At 63.0% G+C, this 16,768-nt stretch carries 18 protein-coding genes; 7 read left to right on the plus strand and 11 right to left on the minus strand.

Going from position 1 to position 16,768, the window contains the following annotated elements; genetic code table 11:
- The 9 genes from tuf to F624_RS0128685 form a co-directional block, all read right to left on the minus strand.
- Nucleotides 1-1,172: elongation factor Tu (tuf, locus tag F624_RS0128645; protein ID WP_019577822.1), on the minus strand; the 1,172-nt coding region annotated here is incomplete at its 3' end.
- Between the two features lie 145 nt (nucleotides 1,173-1,317).
- Nucleotides 1,318-3,420 (minus strand): elongation factor G, encoded by a 2,103-nt coding sequence (gene fusA, locus F624_RS0128650; RefSeq protein ID WP_019577823.1) that lies wholly within the window; start codon nucleotides 3,418-3,420, stop codon nucleotides 1,318-1,320.
- Between the two features lie 69 nt (nucleotides 3,421-3,489).
- On the minus strand, nucleotides 3,490-3,963 hold the full coding sequence (gene rpsG, locus F624_RS0128655; protein WP_019577824.1) for a 30S ribosomal protein S7: 474 nt from the start codon (nucleotides 3,961-3,963) through the stop codon (nucleotides 3,490-3,492).
- A 199-nt stretch (nucleotides 3,964-4,162) separates the two neighbouring features.
- A complete protein-coding gene (gene rpsL / locus F624_RS0128660; protein WP_017759704.1) occupies nucleotides 4,163-4,540 on the minus strand; it encodes a 30S ribosomal protein S12 in 378 nt (125 codons plus the stop codon).
- Between the two features lie 294 nt (nucleotides 4,541-4,834).
- Entirely contained in the window at nucleotides 4,835-5,959 is a 1,125-nt protein-coding gene (locus tag F624_RS0128665) for a D-alanyl-D-alanine carboxypeptidase family protein (RefSeq protein WP_425387346.1), read from the minus strand.
- A 132-nt stretch (nucleotides 5,960-6,091) separates the two neighbouring features.
- Nucleotides 6,092-6,727 carry an alpha/beta hydrolase gene (locus F624_RS0128670; protein WP_019577826.1) on the minus strand — a complete coding sequence of 212 codons (636 nt, stop codon included), beginning with the start codon at nucleotides 6,725-6,727 and terminating at the stop codon, nucleotides 6,092-6,094.
- A 70-nt stretch (nucleotides 6,728-6,797) separates the two neighbouring features.
- On the minus strand, nucleotides 6,798-7,196 hold the full coding sequence (locus F624_RS0128675; protein ID WP_019577827.1) for a (2Fe-2S) ferredoxin domain-containing protein: 399 nt from the start codon (nucleotides 7,194-7,196) through the stop codon (nucleotides 6,798-6,800).
- 56 nt (nucleotides 7,197-7,252) lie between these two features.
- Entirely contained in the window at nucleotides 7,253-8,365 is a 1,113-nt protein-coding gene (locus tag F624_RS0128680) for a VanZ family protein (RefSeq protein ID WP_019577828.1), read from the minus strand.
- On the minus strand, nucleotides 8,365-8,793 hold the full coding sequence (locus F624_RS0128685; protein ID WP_019577829.1) for a CopD family protein: 429 nt from the start codon (nucleotides 8,791-8,793) through the stop codon (nucleotides 8,365-8,367). The genes F624_RS0128680 and F624_RS0128685 overlap by 1 nt, the downstream gene beginning before the upstream one ends.
- Before the next feature lie 76 nt (nucleotides 8,794-8,869).
- On the opposite strand from F624_RS0128685, the gene F624_RS35165 reads away from it, so the two are divergent.
- Genes F624_RS35165 through F624_RS0128695 form a run of 3 tightly spaced genes read left to right on the plus strand, consistent with a single transcriptional unit; the run spans nucleotide 8,870 to nucleotide 11,323 of the window.
- Complete coding sequence (locus F624_RS35165; protein WP_157443678.1) at nucleotides 8,870-9,145, plus strand: hypothetical protein; 276 nt, start codon at nucleotides 8,870-8,872, stop codon at nucleotides 9,143-9,145.
- Nucleotides 9,146-9,159: 14 nt separating this feature from the next.
- Nucleotides 9,160-10,179, plus strand: coding sequence for a porphobilinogen synthase (hemB, locus tag F624_RS0128690; protein WP_019577830.1), 1,020 nt, complete (start codon nucleotides 9,160-9,162; stop codon nucleotides 10,177-10,179).
- A 34-nt stretch (nucleotides 10,180-10,213) separates the two neighbouring features.
- A complete protein-coding gene (locus F624_RS0128695) occupies nucleotides 10,214-11,323 on the plus strand; it encodes a magnesium transporter CorA family protein (RefSeq protein ID WP_019577831.1) in 1,110 nt (369 codons plus the stop codon).
- A 25-nt stretch (nucleotides 11,324-11,348) separates the two neighbouring features.
- Here F624_RS0128695 and F624_RS0128700 read toward each other — a convergent pair whose 3' ends face one another.
- Nucleotides 11,349-12,020, minus strand: coding sequence for an LON peptidase substrate-binding domain-containing protein (locus F624_RS0128700; RefSeq protein WP_019577832.1), 672 nt, complete (start codon nucleotides 12,018-12,020; stop codon nucleotides 11,349-11,351).
- A gap of 66 nt (nucleotides 12,021-12,086) precedes the next feature.
- Complete coding sequence (locus tag F624_RS0128705) at nucleotides 12,087-12,770, minus strand: dienelactone hydrolase family protein (protein ID WP_019577833.1); 684 nt, start codon at nucleotides 12,768-12,770, stop codon at nucleotides 12,087-12,089.
- A 150-nt stretch (nucleotides 12,771-12,920) separates the two neighbouring features.
- On the opposite strand from F624_RS0128705, the gene F624_RS0128710 reads away from it, so the two are divergent.
- The 4 genes from F624_RS0128710 (at nucleotide 12,921) to F624_RS0128725 (ending at nucleotide 16,655) form a co-directional block, all read left to right on the plus strand.
- Nucleotides 12,921-13,667 (plus strand): SDR family oxidoreductase, encoded by a 747-nt coding sequence (locus F624_RS0128710; protein WP_019577834.1) that lies wholly within the window; start codon nucleotides 12,921-12,923, stop codon nucleotides 13,665-13,667.
- A 31-nt stretch (nucleotides 13,668-13,698) separates the two neighbouring features.
- Nucleotides 13,699-14,205, plus strand: coding sequence for a MaoC family dehydratase (locus F624_RS0128715; protein WP_019577835.1), 507 nt, complete (start codon nucleotides 13,699-13,701; stop codon nucleotides 14,203-14,205).
- 64 nt (nucleotides 14,206-14,269) lie between these two features.
- Nucleotides 14,270-14,893, plus strand: coding sequence for a MarC family protein (locus F624_RS0128720; protein ID WP_019577836.1), 624 nt, complete (start codon nucleotides 14,270-14,272; stop codon nucleotides 14,891-14,893).
- Between the two features lie 175 nt (nucleotides 14,894-15,068).
- Complete coding sequence (locus F624_RS0128725; RefSeq protein ID WP_031256627.1) at nucleotides 15,069-16,655, plus strand: methyl-accepting chemotaxis protein; 1,587 nt, start codon at nucleotides 15,069-15,071, stop codon at nucleotides 16,653-16,655.
- Nucleotides 16,656-16,768 lie beyond the last annotated feature (113 nt).

Genomic DNA, 16,768 nt, shown 5'->3' on the forward strand with positions numbered 1-16,768 from the left:
ACCACACCGGCGCCCACAGTCTTGCCACCTTCACGGATGGCGAAACGCAGACCTTCTTCCATGGCGATGGGGTTGATCAGCTTCACAGTGATCGACACGTTGTCGCCAGGCATGACCATTTCCTTGTCCTTCGGCAGCTCGATGGCGCCGGTCACGTCGGTCGTGCGGAAGTAGAACTGAGGACGGTAGTTGTTGAAGAACGGGGTGTGACGGCCGCCTTCATCCTTCGACAGAACGTAGATTTCTGCGGTGAAGTGGGTGTGCGGCTTGACGCTGCCCGGCTTGCACAGCACTTGGCCGCGCTCGACGTCTTCACGCTTGGTACCGCGCAGCAAGATGCCGACGTTGTCGCCAGCCTGACCTTGGTCCAGCAGCTTGCGGAACATTTCCACGCCAGTGCAGGTGGTCTTGACGGTGGGCTTGATACCCACGATTTCGATTTCTTCGCCGACCTTGATGATGCCGCGCTCAACACGACCGGTCACCACAGTGCCACGACCCGAGATCGAGAACACGTCTTCCACAGGCATCAGGAAAGCACCGTCCACAGCGCGCTCAGGCGTGGGGATGTAGGTGTCCAGAGCTTCGGCCAGCTTCATGATGGCTTGCTCGCCCAGTTCGCCCTTGTCGCCGTCCAGCGCCAGACGTGCCGAACCCTTGATGATCGGGGTGTCGTCGCCAGGGAATTCGTACTTGGACAGCAGCTCGCGCACTTCCATTTCGACCAGTTCCAGCAGTTCAGCGTCGTCCACCAGGTCAGCCTTGTTCAGGAAGACGATGATGTAAGGCACGCCCACTTGGCGGGACAGCAGGATGTGTTCACGGGTTTGGGGCATCGGGCCGTCAGCAGCCGAGCACACCAAGATAGCGCCGTCCATCTGGGCAGCGCCGGTGATCATGTTCTTCACATAGTCAGCGTGGCCGGGGCAGTCCACGTGAGCGTAGTGGCGGTTGGCGGTTTCGTATTCAACGTGGGCGGTGTTGATCGTGATGCCGCGGGCCTTTTCTTCGGGCGCTGCGTCGATCTGGTCGTAAGCCTTGGCTTCGCCGCCGAACTTGGCTGCCAGAACGGTAGCGATCGCAGCCGTCAGGGTGGTCTTGCCGTGGTCAACGTGACCGATGGTGCCGACGTTCACGTGCGGCTTGGTACGTTCAAACTTGCCTTTTGCCATTTTCAATCTCCAAAAAGAGCGACCCCGTGTGTGGTTTTACGTCTGCATCCAGTTGCTCAATCCCTCCGCACGGGAACAAAGGGGCACCGGATCGCAGACAAATGAGGATGCCCCGCAGCCTATTCAGGCGCGGGGCAAGAGCCAATTACTTGGCGCGAGCAGCCACGATGGCTTCAGCCACGTTGCGCGGAGCTTCGCTGTAGTGCTTGAACTCCATCGTGTAGGTGGCGCGACCTTGCGACATCGAACGCAGGGTGGTCGAGTAGCCGAACATTTCCGACAGCGGCACTTCGGCCTTGATGGCCTTGCCGCCACCGACCATGTCGTCCATGCCCTGCACCATGCCGCGACGGCTGGACAGGTCACCCATCACGTTACCGGCGTAGTCTTCAGGGGTTTCAACTTCCACAGCCATCATCGGCTCCAGAATGACCGGGCTGGCCTTGCGGCAACCTTCCTTGAAACCGAAGATAGCGGCCATCTTGAACGCGTTTTCGTTCGAGTCCACATCGTGGTACGAACCGAAAGTCAGCGTGACCTTGACGTCCACCACCGGGTAGCCAGCGAGCACGCCGCTGTTCAGGGCTTCGATCACACCCTTTTCAACGGCAGGGATGTATTCGCGAGGAACCACACCGCCCTTGATGGCGTCGACGAACTCAAAGCCCTTGCCCACTTCGTTCGGCTCGACGGTGAACACCACGTGACCGTACTGGCCCTTACCGCCCGATTGACGCACGAACTTGCCTTCGACGTCAGCAACCGACTTGCGAATGGTTTCGCGGTAGGCCACTTGCGGCTTGCCCACGTTGGCTTCCACACCGAATTCGCGCTTCATGCGGTCAACGATGATTTCCAGGTGCAGCTCGCCCATACCGGCGATGATGGTCTGACCCGATTCTTCGTCGGTGTTGACGCGGAAAGACGGATCTTCCGAAGCCAGACGTTGCAGGGCGATGCCCATCTTTTCCTGGTCGGCCTTGGTCTTGGGTTCCACAGCCTGACGGATCACGGGCTCAGGGAACACCATGCGTTCGAGCATGACGATGGCTTCGGGATCACACAGGGTTTCACCCGTGGTGACGTCCTTCAAGCCCACGCAGGCAGCGATGTCGCCGGCGCGGATTTCGTCCACTTCCTGGCGCTCGTTGGCGTGCATCTGAACGATACGGCCGATACGCTCCTTGCGACCCTTCACCGGGTTGTACACCGTGTCGCCCTTGCTCAGAACGCCGGAGTAAACGCGGACGAAGGTCAGCTGACCCACGAACGGGTCGGTCATCAGCTTGAATGCCAGAGCCGAGAACTTCTCGCTGTCGTCGGCCTTGCGGCTGACCGGCTGCTCGTCGTCGTCGGTACCCGTCACCGGCGGAATGTCCACAGGCGAAGGCATCAGTTCGATCACGGCGTCCAGCATGCGCTGCACACCCTTGTTCTTGAAAGCGGTACCGCACAGCATCGGCTGGATTTCGCAGGCGATGGCACGGGTACGCAGACCGTGGGTGATCTCTTCTTCGGTCAAGTCACCTTCTTCAAGGTACTTGTTCATCAGCTCTTCCGAAGATTCGGCAGCAGCTTCGACCATCTTTTCGCGCCATTCCTTGGCGGTTTCAAGCAGGTCGGCCGGGATTTCTTCGAAGTTGAACTTCATGCCTTGCGAGGCTTCATCCCAGATGATGGCCTTCATCTTGCGCAGGTCCACAACGCCCTTGAAGTTTTCTTCAGCGCCGATGGGGATCACGATAGGCACAGGATTGGCCTTCAGGCGCAGCTTCATCTGGTCCACGACCTTGAAGAAGTTGGCACCGGTACGGTCCATCTTGTTCACAAAGGCCAGACGCGGCACCTTGTACTTGTTAGCCTGACGCCACACGGTTTCAGACTGGGGCTGCACGCCACCCACAGCGCAGTACACCATGCAGGCACCGTCCAGCACGCGCATCGAGCGCTCAACTTCAATGGTGAAGTCAACGTGGCCGGGGGTGTCGATGATGTTGATGCGGTGCTCGGGGAAAGACATGTCCATGCCCTTCCAGAAGCAAGTCGTGGCAGCCGAGGTGATCGTGATGCCGCGCTCTTGCTCTTGTTCCATCCAGTCCATGGTGGCGGCGCCATCATGCACTTCACCGATCTTGTGGTTCACACCGGTATAGAACAGGATACGCTCGGTCGTGGTGGTCTTACCGGCGTCAATGTGAGCAGAAATACCGATGTTGCGGTAGCGCTCAATGGGGGTCTTGCGGGACATGAAATTTCTCCGTTAATCGCTGAGAGCCCGCACAAGGGCGGGCTCTCAGACGCGAGGGGATGGATCTGTTTAGAAGCGGAAGTGGCTGAAAGCCTTGTTGGCTTCGGCCATGCGGTGAACTTCATCACGCTTCTTCATGGCACCACCACGGCCTTCGGTGGCTTCGAGCAGTTCGTTGGCCAGACGTTGGGCCATCGACTTTTCGCCACGCTTGCGGGCAGCTTCCTTGATCCAGCGCATGGACAGAGCCAGACGACGGACAGGGCGCACTTCCACAGGCACTTGGTAGTTGGCACCGCCAACACGGCGGGACTTCACTTCGACCATGGGCTTCACGTTGTTGATGGCAACCGTGAAAGCTTCCAGGGCGTCCTTGTCAGGGTGCTTCTTGGCGATCAGGTCCAGAGCACCGTAAATGATGCGTTCTGCGACCGCCTTCTTGCCGCCTTCCATGATCACGTTCATGAATTTGGACAGCTCGACGTTACCGAACTTCGGGTCCGGCAGGATTTCACGTTTAGGGACTTCGCGACGACGTGGCATTTCTTCACCTCTATGCTTCAGTTGGCACCATTTCAGGTACCGCGAGCGCCATATGGCAACTCACTTACTCGACCCCGCGCCAACATGGCACTGTTCGGGTCACTACGTCTGAAGGCCAGCCAGGCCATTCAAACACCGATGTTTTTCAAAGCTGTGACGCTTTCGGGAACCATTCACCCGTGGCTGACAGCAAAACTGCTTAGGCCTTCTTCGGGCGCTTCGCGCCGTACTTGGAACGCGACTGCTTGCGGTCTTTCACGCCTTGCAAGTCGAGCGAACCACGCACGATGTGGTAACGCACACCGGGCAAGTCCTTGACACGACCGCCACGAACCAGCACCACGCTGTGTTCCTGCAGGTTGTGGCCTTCACCGCCGATGTAGGAGATCACCTCGAAACCGTTGGTCAGGCGCACCTTGGCAACCTTACGCAGAGCGGAGTTAGGCTTCTTGGGGGTCGTGGTGTACACACGGGTGCACACGCCACGACGCTGGGGGGAGTTTTGCATCGCGGGGCTCTTGGACTTGGTCTTTTCGACCTCGCGCCCCTGACGCACGAGCTGGTTGATGGTTGGCATGAAACGTCCCTAAACGTTTGAAAATTACAAAAAAGCCGAGCAATCGACACCGCACGGCACTGCACACGCGTGAAACGCGACCATCTGACCCGCCGCAACGAACCATCAGAACCACTTGTACAAACCAGCGAGCCATTCAAATGGATCTCTCGGCAGCCACAGCAGGAACATGGTGCGTGCAGGTCAAATCAGATTGACGCGCAAATGTGCAACCCTTCGGAAATTCCGAAAAGCCTTCTACTGTATCAGGTCAGGCTTTTGGGGGCAAGTACGGCTTGACAAAGCTTGGCCAAGTCACTTGATCCAGAGGCGCAAAGCATCCCAGGCACGGCCCATGACACCGGCCTGCTCTACGCCATCCAGGGCCAGCAAAGGCACCTCCAGCAGCGGCTGATCGGCCAGACTGACCTTCAGAGTGCCGACGGCCTGCCCTTTCTGCAAAGGTGCCACGATGGGATCCGGCCGGGTCACCTGGGTTTGCAACCTGCCGGCCATGCCAGCGGGCACAGCCACGACAATCGCCTCGGAGCGCCCCAGGCGGGCCGTGTTCTCCTTGCCCTTCCAGACGTTGGGCGTCACCACAGCTTGCCCAGCATCGAACAACTTGACGGCTTCATAGGCCGTATAGCCCCAGTTCAGCAATTTCTGGCTTTCGTTCGCTCGCGCGTTCTCACTGGCGGCGCCCAACACGATCGACAACAAACGACGCCCACCGACATTTGGAAAGTCCCTCTTGGACGTGGCCACCAGCCCGTAGCCTGCCGCGCTGGTGTGCCCCGCGCTCAGACCATCGACCGTCGGGTCCCGAAACAGCAGCAAGTTGCGGTTGCCGGTGTTCGTGGCCGACGTACCCTCGTAGCGGTATTGCTTGATGCCGTAGTAGCCGACGTACTCAGGAAAATCACGGATCAGGCGACTGGCCAGGATGCTCAGATCCCTGGCGGTGCTGGTGTGCCCGGGCTCCACCATGCCCTCAGGGTTCTTGTAAACGGTGTTCTTCATGCCCAAGGCCTTGGCCTGGGCATTCATGAGCTCAACAAAACGCTCGGCGGTGCCGCCCACCCCCTCGGCCAGTGCCATCGTGGCGTCGTTGCCCGACTGCACCACCATGCCCTTGATCAAATCATCCACCGGCACCTTCATCTTGGGGTCGATGAACATGCGGGATCCCGGCATCTTCCAGGCCCGCTCACTGACCGGCAGACGCTGCTTGAGATCGATCTTCCCCGCCTTCAGCGCATCAAAGACAAGGTAAGCCGACATCAGCTTGGTCAATGAAGCCGGCTCCACCGGCGACTCGATGCCTTTCTCCGCCAGGATCTGATTGGCCGTCACATCCAGCAGCAGGTAGGATCGCGCTGCCACATCGGGGGCCTGAGGCACCTGCGCCGACACCGACAGCGCCGTCACCAGGGCCATGGACACCAGCAGAGCCTTGAAAAAACATCTCATGTGGGTAGAGCGCGCAGCGCAAAAAGAAAAGGGCCGAGAAGCCACGGCCAGGTCATGAGAGGGCCCAAAGCGCCCCAAAGTTCATGACGCAGCCCGTCATCAGGGGCGCAAATGGCGAACCACCAAGGCCTTCAACAGGGGCAACTGCCCGTGAAAGAAGTGCCCCCCTCCGGGTACCACCGTCACCGGCAGGGCCTGGGGCCGCGCCCAATCCATGACTGCAGCCAGCGGCACCGTGTCATCTTGCTCGCCGTGCAGCACCAAGGCGCGCTCATGCGCCTCTGGCGGCAACTCAGCCACCTGGAAGCGCGAAGCGGCCGTACCCACCAACACCACCCGCTCAACCACCCGACTGGGCCAAGCGGCCTTGAAGGCATGGCTGGCGACATAGGCGCCGAAAGAGAACCCGGCGATCGCAAGGGGGCCATGGGGCGCCTGCTGCTCCAGGACGGCCAGAAAGTCGTCAATCTCCCCATGCCCCTCATCCCAGGCGCCGGCACTGGCTCCGACACCCCGGAAGTTGAAGCGGACGGCATCCCAACCCGACTGGACAAAGGCCCGCGCCAAGGTCTGCACCACCTTGTTGTCCATGGTGCCGCCAAACAGCGGGTGGGGGTGGGCAATGATGGCAACACCCCTCGGGGCGCCACCTTCCGATAGGGTGGCCGCATCACGCAGGCCTTGCAGCGCCCCAGACGGGCCTGCGAGCTCAAGCTTCAGGGTTTGGGCATTCATGGCGGTACCTTCTCAAACAGGACCGGGTCGCTCCGCCAGGACGCGACCCGGTTCAACATCCAACAAAAAATCAACGCCCCAGGTGAGGCGGTGTCAGCAGGCGCTCGACCACCTTGCCATTCTTGAGGTGGGATTCGACGATCTCGTCCACATCGCTGGGGTCCACAAAGGTGTACCAGACAGCTTCGGGGTACACGACCGCCACCGGCCCGCCAGCGCAGCGGTCCAGGCAACCGGCCTTGTTCACCCGGACCTGCCCTGGCCCCGCCAAGCCTGCAGCCTTGACCTGCGCCTTGCATCGGTCAAAAGCCTCCTTGGCGCCGTGGTGAGCACAGCTGTCCTCACCATTGACGCGCTCGTTGAGGCAGAAAAAGATGTGCCGCTCGTAATAGGAGGGCTGCGCAGCAAGCTGCGGCGCACCATCGGCAACAGCGCCGGCGGCGGGCTTGACGGTAGAGGATTCAGACATGGCGCCATTCTAGAGAGAAGCCAGAAAGAAGCCGCCTCACGGCGCCGCCCGCCCCCTCAACCCGGCTCGCGCCGGGCCATCCAACGGATCAGATACACCAGCGTGGCGTAGGGCCACAGCCAACCCACCCATTGCGCCAGACCATTGAAACGAATGAAGCGCCCCTGCTCCCAGGTCTGCAGGGTCTGGGCAAAGTAGGCGCTGGTCGGCGACTGATTCAGAATGGACAGATGGATGCCCAGCGCCAGCAGGCACAAGGCGGCGCAACCGCGGCGTGTCAGCCACAGCGATGGCAGAGCCAGCAACAAGGCCAGCACCAGGCCCAACTGCACGGGCAGACTCAACCAGCTCCAGGCATGAACAGGGCCGTAACTCAAGGCGGCCGACAAGGCCGTGAAGCCCAGGCCCACACCCAGCACCAGCACCAGCATCGCCACCCGCCGAGGCAGAGAACGGACAATGCTGTAGGCCAGCAAACAAGGCACCAGGGCGCCCAAGGCCACACACAGCAGTTCAGCACTCGGGATCAGGGGCTGCAGCTCCACATCGCGCACAGGCAGCCAATCGAGCAAGGGTGTGTCAGCCAACCAATCGGCCAGCCCCTCCTCGACCCGCTCCATGACCTGCCCCAAGCCCAAGGGCACCGCCGCCGGGAACAACAGGCCCACCGGCCACAGCGCCAACAACACCAGCGCCCCGCGCGACTCCGGAACAAACCAGCGCGCGCGGAACAGACTCCAACGATCCAAGGCCCCCAGGCGCTCCAACGCCCACGCCGCCATGGCCCCCACGGCGCCGCCCAGGGCATTGAGAAACAGATCCACATTGGAGGGCACCCGCGAGGGCAGGTAACTCTGCAAACTTTCCATGGCCAGCGAGAGACAAAACGCTGCCCCCACCGCCAACAGCAGAGGGCGCGCCAGCCTGCTGCGCAGCCCCCCCAGGGTGATCAGAAAGCCCAGGGGCCCATAGCCCAAAGCGTTCGACAGAACGTCAAATCCGGTCCAATACCTGGGCAGCGGCGCCAACAGAAAAGCAAAAGGCGATATGCCCTGGGTCCGCCACTCGCCAAACGGGTACAGGCTGGCATAAACAATCAGCGCCGCATACACCTGGGCCAGGGGCCAGGCTGCGCTTTTGTGTTCCGACACGGCACCGGCCTCTGCCATCAAAACGGCTTGACCACCACCAGCACAACCGCCACCAGCATCAGCAGCACCGGAGCCTCATTGAACCAACGGAACCAGACGTGCCCGCGCCGGTTCTGATTGTTCACAAACTGCCTGAGCAGCTTGGCGCAGACATGGTGGTAAGCCAGAACCAACAGCACCACGGTCAGCTTGGCATGCATCCAACCGTTGCCCGGCCCGCGCCCGATGCCATAGCCCAGCCAGAGCACTGCCCCCAGGGCCAGCGCAGGAACGGCCAACAGGGTGGTGAATCGCAACAATTTGCGAGCCATCAGCAACAAGCGCTCCCGCTCTGCCACAGAGCCCACCGGCACCATGGCCAAATTGACAAAAATGCGAGGCAGGTAAAACAGACCAGCAAACCAGCTGGCCACGAAGACGATGTGAAAGGCTTTGATCCAGAGCATGACCCCAGTGTAGAGCCAGATCTTTGCCTGTCCAGAAGCCCCGGGCAAACCAGTGCCAAGCCTTGCTTTGCAGCAGGTGGGCAAAAAAAAACCCGGCCATGGGCCGGGTCAGGAAGCCTTTTTGCTGTCACACATCAAGGCACCCGCTCAGGGAGGAAAAGCGGGGAGCAGCAAGCTGCCCAGGGGTAATTTAGCAAAGTCACAGCCCAAACTCAAGCAGGAAATTCAGATTTACACGACATTTCGTCAGAAAAAAGCCGCGTATCGCCACGAATTACCGGATATCCCAAAATTAATTGATATTTATGAAACCACCACTCTGTTTCGTCATTTCCTGAACGACGAGGTATGAGGCACAATTTTCGAATGACCTCCCCCTTCCTCCACCCCGCCCCCTTCCCCGCCAACCGTCCGCGCCGCCTTCGGCGCGACAACTTCACGCGCAACCTGGTTCGCGAGCACCGGCTGAGCGCACACGATCTGATCTACCCCGTGTTCGTGCATGAAGGCCAGAACCGCCGCGAAGCCGTGGCCTCGATGCCCGGCGTCGAGCGCCTCAGCCTCGACCTGTTGCTGCGCCAGGCCGAAGAGTGCGCCCGCCTGGGCATCCCCGTGATGGCCCTGTTTCCGGTGATCGACAACGCCCTCAAGACGCCAGATGGCAAGGAAGCACTGAACCCCGACGGCCTGATTCCGCGCGTGGTGCAGGCCCTGAAGAAAGAAGTACCCGAACTGGGCATCATGACCGACGTGGCGCTGGACCCCTTCACCAGCCACGGCCAGGACGGCCTGCTGGACGACAGCGGCTACATCCTCAATGACGAGACCACCGAGGTGTTGGTGGGCCAGGCCCTGGTTCAGGCCCAGGCCGGGGTCGACATCGTGGCGCCCAGCGACATGATGGACGGGCGCATCGGCGCCATCCGCGAGCAGCTTGAGGCCCAAGGCCTGATCCACACCCGCATCATGGCCTACAGCGCCAAGTACGCCAGCGCCTTCTACGGCCCCTTCCGTGACGCGGTGGGTTCGTCGGCCAACCTGGGCAAAAGCAACAAGAAGGTCTACCAGATGGATGCCGGCAACAGCGACGAGGCCCTGCGCGAAGTGGCCCTGGACCTGGCCGAAGGCGCCGACATGGTGATGGTGAAGCCCGGCATGCCCTACCTGGACATCGTGCGCCGCGTGAAGGACCAGTTCCACGTGCCCACCTTCGCCTACCAGGTCAGCGGCGAATACGCCATGCTGAAGGCAGCAGCCCAGAACGGCTGGCTCGATCACGATGCCGTGATGCTGGAAAGCCTGCTCGCCTTCAAGCGGGCCGGTGCCGATGGTGTGCTCACGTACTTCGCCATCGACGCGGCCAAAGCCCTGCAGCAGAACGGCTGACACCACGCCGGCTGACACAACACTGCCACCCGCCATGCGCATCTTCTCGATCCAAGGCTCGAACATCAGCGAGACCGACACCCTGCCCGAGCACCTGCCGGACCAGGGCTACCTGTGGCTCGCTTGCACGCGCCAGGAGTTCGAGCACCTGCAAGGGCGCCTGCAAGCGGCCTTGCTGACCTGGACAGGGCTGCAACTGGTGGACCTGCACGTCTCGGACCTGCTGAACAACCAGTTGCCCTCCCACTACGACTACACCTCGCAATACGATCTGCTGGTGTTTCGCAGGCTGGCCACGCGCCAGGGTGAAGGGGATGGTGCGCATCCAGGCGAGCCTCTGGTGCGCTCGCCGGCGCGCGGGGGGCCTCCCGTGTTGCGCCGTATCGACACCAGTCCGGTGGGCTTTGCCCTGTTCGACCAATTGCTGCTCACCGTGCACCCCAGCGACTGCGGCGTGCGCGAGGCCTATGCCGCGCGTCTGCTCAACCAGGGCCATGCCGACCCGCGCCCCACCGGCTCACGCGTCCCGGCCAACCCGGCCGACCTGATGCTGCGATTGGTCAATCTGATGGTGGACGGCTACCTGGAGCTGCGCCGCGAGCTGACCCGCCAGCTCGACCACTGGCAAAGTTCTCTGCTCAAGCCCGGCACCCGCTTCAACAACTGGAGTGCCCTGCTGGAGGCACGCCTGTCCTTGCACCAGCTCGACGAAATCTGCGAGGACCAGCGCGCCGCCATCCAGGACTGGATCGATGCCCTGGAGACCCGGCCCGACGCCCACACCCCGGCCGAACAGCGAGAGCGGGATCTGCTGAAAGTGCGCAGCCGCGACGTGCTGGAGCACATCGAGCGCGTGGTGCACCATGTGCGCCGGCTGGAGCAAAGTGCCGAGACCGCGGTGCAGATGCATTTCTCGGCCCAGAGCAACCGCACCAACGACATCATGCGCACCCTGACGGCGCTGACCGCCGTGTTCCTGCCCCTGAACCTGATCGCAGGCATCTTCGGCATGAACTTCGAATTCATCCCCCTGGTACACCGGGAGACCGGCTTCTGGTGGGCCATGGGCTCCATGGGCCTGATTGCATTGGGACTGATCGTGGTGTTCTGGCGCAAGCAATACCTGGCCAGAACCCGGCGTTGAGCCGGGCCGGGCCATACCGCACGGCTCATTGCGGAGCGGGGGGCGTCAGGCCGTGGTCACGCTCCAGCAGATCGGCCACCAGCTCCAGGCGCAGCAAGGGGCTTTCCAGGCTCATCAACTGCTGCATCTGGGCCGCCGGCAAGCCCAGCAGCTCACACCAGCGGTTGGCCAGCCAACCCGCGTCGTGCCACTGGTAGGGCTGGCGCACCGGCAGCTCCAACCCGGCCTGCGGCTGGCGTTGCACCTCGGCCTCGCCCTGGGCCACCAGGGTCTGCAGCGCACGCTGCACATGCAACAGGTCATCAGGCACCGCCACCAACGGATCGGCCGGCAACCACTCGGCCACCGGCGCCACCCACAGCCCATGCTTGAGACGCTGCGGCGTCGCCAGGCGAAACCGTTGCCCGCCCTCGCAGCGGATGACCATCAGCCCGGGCTGAGGCCGCTCCAACCCCACGATGTGCGCCAGGGTGCCCACCGGCTGAAAGGCCTCAGGGGCCGAATCACCTGCACGTTGCACCTCCTGCCCCTGCAGCAAGGACACCACCCCAAAGGGACGACCTTCGCGGTGGCACTGGCCGATCATGTCCAGGTAGCGCACCTCGAAGATCTGCAGCGGCAGCCAGCCCCCCGGGAACAACACGGTTTGCAGAGGAAACAGAGGCAGGGCCTCATCGGCGGGGGGCAAGGAACTCATGGCTGTACGCAGGGTGGTCAGGTGGCGCTGAAGCGATGATTGTCACCGCACCAGCGCCATCGCCCCTCAAGCCAGGTGCTGCGCAAAGAAGGCCAGCGAGCGCTCACGCGCCGTGTTGGCCGCAGCCTCGTCATAGGAACCGCGCTGATCGCAATTGAAACCGTGGTTGGCCGCATAGACATGCACCTGCACCTCGGGGTGGGCGGCCCGGAAGACCTCCACCGAGTCGAGCGGGATCCAGTGGTCCTGGTCGCCAAAGTGCGCCAGCACCGGCACCTGCGGCTGGCGCGCCACTTCGGCAGGGGTGGTCACGCCGCCGCCGTAATAGGCCACGGCCGCACTCAGGCCGGTCAAAGCTGCCGCCGCGCGCCAGACCAGCAAGCCACCCCAGCAATAGCCCACGATGCCCACCTTGCCTGCACTGGCCGCATGGTCGATGGCGGCCTGGATGTCTTGCATCACGCCCGGTGCAGGCAGGGCCTCGACAGCGGTCTTGTAGCCCAAACCCTCACCCATGTCGGCCTCGGCGTAGCCCAGCTCCACCCCGGGCTTGACCCGGTCGAACGTGGCCGGCGCCACGGCCAGGTAGCCCTGGGCGGCATAGCCGTCGGCCACCGAGCGGATGTGCGAGTTGACGCCAAAGATCTCCTGCAGCACCACGACGGCCCCCTTGGGCGTGCCGGCAGGCTGCGCCACATAGGCGGGGAACACATGGCCGTCAGCGGCCTTCAGATCGATGAATTGACCCATGGAAAACTCCTGTTGGAAAGTGGATGGCCCGCGGCAAGCCCGACAAAAACCGAGCCCTGCCGACGCCCGACGCAAAATAGCGCGAACACGCGTCGCCGGGCACAGGCGGCTTTTTACCCCAATTGACCCCATCTGGCTGGAGACATGGATATGAGCAAAGTAGTGTTGGTCACCGGCGGCAGCCGTGGCATCGGTGCAGCGACGGCCTTGCTGGCGGCGCAGCAGGGCTACGCAGTGGCCGTGAACTACACGGCCAACTCCCTGGCCGCGGACGAAGTGGTGCGCCAGATCCGCGCGGGCGGCGGCCAGGCGGTGGCGGTGCAGGCCGACGTGGCCGACGAGGCCCAGGTGCTGGGCATGTTCGCCAAGATCGACGCCAAACTGGGGCGACTGAGCGCCCTGGTGAACAACGCCGGCGTGGTCGATGTCACCGCCCGGGTCGAGGACATGAGCGTGGCCCGCTGGAGGCGCATGTTCGACATCAACGTGATCGGCACCATGCTGTGCGCCCGCGAGGCCGTGCGCCGCATGAGCCACCGACACGGCGGTGAGGGCGGCACCATCGTCAACGTCTCCAGCGCGGCCGCCCGCCTGGGCTCACCGGGGCAGTATGTGGACTACGCCGCCGCCAAGGGCGCGGTGGACGCCTTCACCATCGGCCTGGCCAAGGAGGTGGCGGCCGAGGGCATTCGCGTCAATGCCGTGCGCCCCGGCCTGATCGAGACCGACATCCACGCCTCGGGCGGGCTGCCCGACCGGGTGCGCGACCTGGCCCACCAGGTGCCTATGCAGCGCGGCGGCAGTGCCGAAGAAGTCGCGCAGGCGATTGTGTGGTTGCTGTCTGACGCGGCAAGCTACACGACCATGTCGCTGCTGGACGTTTCCGGTGGCCGTTGAGCCACTCAAAACGCGCTTACACCCACCACCCATGACCCAATCGCCACCCACCCTCCGCTTTTACTGGGAAGACCTGCACGTCGGTTTTCAGCGAGACCTGGGCACCATCAGCCCCAGCCGCGAAGACATCATCGCCTTCGCCAGCCAGTTCGACCCCCAGCCCTTTCACCTGGACGACGAAGCCGCCAAGGCCTCGGTGTTCGGGGCGCTGTGTGCCAGCGGCTGGCACACCTGCTCCATGGCCATGCGCCTGATGGTGACCAACTTCCTGCGTGAATCGTCCAGCCTGGGCTCACCGGGCCTGGAGGGCATCAAGTGGCTCAAACCGGTGTTTCCGGGCGACACCCTGAGGCTGCAGCACACGGTGCTGGAAAGCCGCCCCATGAGCAAACGCCCCGACGTGGGCCTGGTGCGCACCCAGTGGGAGATGTTCAACCAGCATGGTGACAAGGTGCTGCACATGGAAGGCTACGGCATGTTCCGCCGCCGCGAGCCAGCCACCGCATCGACCGCTGCACCCAAGGAATCCGCCAGCTGACTCATGGAAAGCACCGTGTATCGGTGAATGGTTTCTGAAAGGTCGATGTGCGAGACTCAAGCGCATGGACTTCAAGCCCCTTGTCACCCTGCTCGCCATCGTCAACCCACTGGCGATTGTTCCCTTCTTCATCCACTACACCCAGGATTTCACGCCCGCCCAACGCCGACGCACCATTGGCATTTCGGCCATCAGCACCTTTGCCGTGATCGCCATCAGCGCCATCCTGGGGCTGCAGATCCTGGATTTCTTCAGCATCTCGCTGCAGAGCTTCCAGGTCGGGGGCGGCACGCTGCTGCTGATCGGTTCGATCAACATGCTCAACGCCCAGCCGGCCGAAGCCAAGTCGAACGCCGACGAGGTCAATGACGCGGCCGCGCGGGCCTCGATCGCGGTCGTCCCCCTGACCATCCCGCTGCTGACCGGGCCCGCCACCATGTCCACCGTGGTGATCTATGCCGACAAGGCCCACACCTTCTGGCAGCATGCCGCCCTGGTGGGCTACGGAGCCGTGATCGCCCTGGCCACGGCCGTGTGCTTTTCGCTGGCCGAGCCCATTGCCCGCTTCCTCGGCAAGACCGGCATCAACGTGATGACCCGACTCATGGGCCTGATCCTGGCCGCCCTGTCGGTGGAAGTGATGGCCGACGGCCTGGGCAAACTGTTCCCCATCCTGATGAGCCGCTGAGCCAACGGCTCATCAGGCCTGCGATTGATATCGGTCAAGGAAACCCCAAGCACCCAAGCGGTGCATGGCTTGCGTTTCTAGAATCACCGAGACGCCGCCTGACCGGCCATCCCAACCGGCAAGCCGGTTCAAGCCGCCGGGCCCCCGGCCGCGTCGCAGTCACAGGACCCTACCCATGCAGAAACTTCCCATTGGCACCCGGCTCGCGCTGGGTTTCGGCCTTTTATTGCTGCTCACGCTGCTCAACACCGGCCTGGGCAACTGGCAATTGCAGACCGCCACCGAATCCACCCAGGCCATCATCGACCAACCCCTGGCCAAAGAGCGGCTGATCTCCGACTGGTACCGCCTGATTCACAGCGCGGTGCGCCGCACAACCGCTATTGCGAAAAGCACCGATCCTTCGCTGGCCACCTTTTTTGCCGACGAGCAGAAACAATCGGCCGCCGACACCACCGCCATCCAGAAGCAGGTGGAAGGCCTGATGGTGAGCGCCGAGGAAAAGCGCTTGTTCGCAGAGATCTCGGACTTGCGCAAGGGCTACGTGGCAGCGCGCGACGATGTGATCCGCCTCAAGCGCGAGGGTCAGGCCGCCGAGGCCGACAAACTGCTGGAAAGCGCCTTCCTGCCCACCGCCAGCCGGTACGTGGAACGCGTCAAGACCCTGCTTGAAATGCAACGCAAGGCCCTCGACCAGGCGGCCGCTCCGATCCGCGAAGCCAATGACCGCGCGCGCCACCTGATGTGGCTGCTGGGCAGCCTGTGCCTGGGTGTGGGGGTGGCCTGTTCGGTGCTCATCACGCGCAGCATCACCCAACCTGTGTCGCGCTCCCTCAAGGTCGCGCAACAGGTGGCCTCCGGCGACCTCAGTCCGCTGCCCCAACACCCACTCGCCAGCAGCGACAGCCGGGATGAAACCAGCCACCTGCTGCAGGCCCTGGGCACCATGCAGGCCTCGCTGACCCGGGTGATCCTGGGTATTCGGCAGTCTGCCGACAGCATCGCTACCGCCAGCGCCGAAATCGCTACCGGCAACCACGACCTGTCGGTGCGCACCGAGCAGACCGCTGCCAGCCTGCAGCTCACTGCTTCGTCGATCGAGCAGCTCACCGGCAACGTGAAGCAGACCGCGGACGCCGCCCACACCGCCAGCGACCTCGCCTCCCACGCCACCGAGGTGGCCTCGCATGGTGGGGCTGTGGTGGCCCAGGTGGTGAGCACCATGGAAGCCATCAATGCGAGCTCGCGCCGCATCGCCGACATCACCGGCCTGATCGACAGCATCGCCTTCCAGACCAACATCCTGGCGCTGAACGCCGCGGTGGAGGCCGCCCGAGCCGGCGAGCAAGGCCGCGGCTTTGCCGTGGTGGCCAGCGAGGTGCGCACCCTGGCGCAACGCAGCGCTGAAGCCGCCCGCGAAATCAAGGGCCTGATCACCAGCAGCGTCGAGCGGGTGGAAGACGGCACCCGCCAGGTGCATGAAGCGGGCCGCACCATGGAAGACATCGTCAGTGCAGTCCAGCGTGTCACCACGGTGGTAGCCGACATTGCGGCGGCGGCGGCCGAACAATCCCAGGGCATTTCCCAGGTGAACAGCTCGGTCGGACAACTCGACCAGATGACGCAGCAAAACGCTGCCCTGGTGGAACAGTCAGCTGCGGCCGCACAGAGCCTGCGCGAGCAGGCCGAACGGCTGACCCAAACCGTGGCCACCTTCAGCCTGGGCGCCACGGCCCCCGTGCGGGCGCTGCTGCCGGGCTGAGAACAAGCACAGCCGCCAGGACCTGGTCAAAAGCGCAAGCGCTACAAACTTGATACAGCGCAAACAAATGGCACCCCCGGCATCGAGTCGGTTTTGAATTTGACATTCCGCAA

Origin of the sequence: Curvibacter lanceolatus ATCC 14669 (assembly GCF_000381265.1) — a bacterium.
Taxonomy (GTDB): domain Bacteria; phylum Pseudomonadota; class Gammaproteobacteria; order Burkholderiales; family Burkholderiaceae_C; genus Curvibacter; species Curvibacter lanceolatus.

Excerpts from the sequence above, each read along its gene's own strand:
- F624_RS0128695 (WP_019577831.1), top strand. The coding sequence starts at position 10,214 with ATGCGCATCTTCTCGATCCAAGGCTCGAACATCAGCGAGACCGACACC.
- F624_RS0128675 (WP_019577827.1), bottom strand. The coding sequence starts at position 7,196 with ATGTCTGAATCCTCTACCGTCAAGCCCGCCGCCGGCGCTGTTGCCGAT.
- F624_RS0128705 (WP_019577833.1), bottom strand. The coding sequence starts at position 12,770 with ATGGGTCAATTCATCGATCTGAAGGCCGCTGACGGCCATGTGTTCCCC.
- rpsG (WP_019577824.1), bottom strand. The coding sequence starts at position 3,963 with ATGCCACGTCGTCGCGAAGTCCCTAAACGTGAAATCCTGCCGGACCCG.
- F624_RS0128720 (WP_019577836.1), top strand. The coding sequence starts at position 14,270 with ATGGACTTCAAGCCCCTTGTCACCCTGCTCGCCATCGTCAACCCACTG.
- hemB (WP_019577830.1), top strand. The coding sequence starts at position 9,160 with ATGACCTCCCCCTTCCTCCACCCCGCCCCCTTCCCCGCCAACCGTCCG.
- rpsL (WP_017759704.1), bottom strand. The coding sequence starts at position 4,540 with ATGCCAACCATCAACCAGCTCGTGCGTCAGGGGCGCGAGGTCGAAAAG.
- F624_RS0128710 (WP_019577834.1), top strand. The coding sequence starts at position 12,921 with ATGAGCAAAGTAGTGTTGGTCACCGGCGGCAGCCGTGGCATCGGTGCA.
- F624_RS0128670 (WP_019577826.1), bottom strand. The coding sequence starts at position 6,727 with ATGAATGCCCAAACCCTGAAGCTTGAGCTCGCAGGCCCGTCTGGGGCG.
- F624_RS0128680 (WP_019577828.1), bottom strand. The coding sequence starts at position 8,365 with ATGGCAGAGGCCGGTGCCGTGTCGGAACACAAAAGCGCAGCCTGGCCC.
- fusA (WP_019577823.1), bottom strand. The coding sequence starts at position 3,420 with ATGTCCCGCAAGACCCCCATTGAGCGCTACCGCAACATCGGTATTTCT.
- F624_RS0128685 (WP_019577829.1), bottom strand. The coding sequence starts at position 8,793 with ATGCTCTGGATCAAAGCCTTTCACATCGTCTTCGTGGCCAGCTGGTTT.
- F624_RS0128725 (WP_031256627.1), top strand. The coding sequence starts at position 15,069 with ATGCAGAAACTTCCCATTGGCACCCGGCTCGCGCTGGGTTTCGGCCTT.
- F624_RS0128700 (WP_019577832.1), bottom strand. The coding sequence starts at position 12,020 with ATGAGTTCCTTGCCCCCCGCCGATGAGGCCCTGCCTCTGTTTCCTCTG.
- F624_RS0128715 (WP_019577835.1), top strand. The coding sequence starts at position 13,699 with ATGACCCAATCGCCACCCACCCTCCGCTTTTACTGGGAAGACCTGCAC.
- F624_RS0128665 (WP_425387346.1), bottom strand. The coding sequence starts at position 5,959 with ATGGCCCTGGTGACGGCGCTGTCGGTGTCGGCGCAGGTGCCTCAGGCC.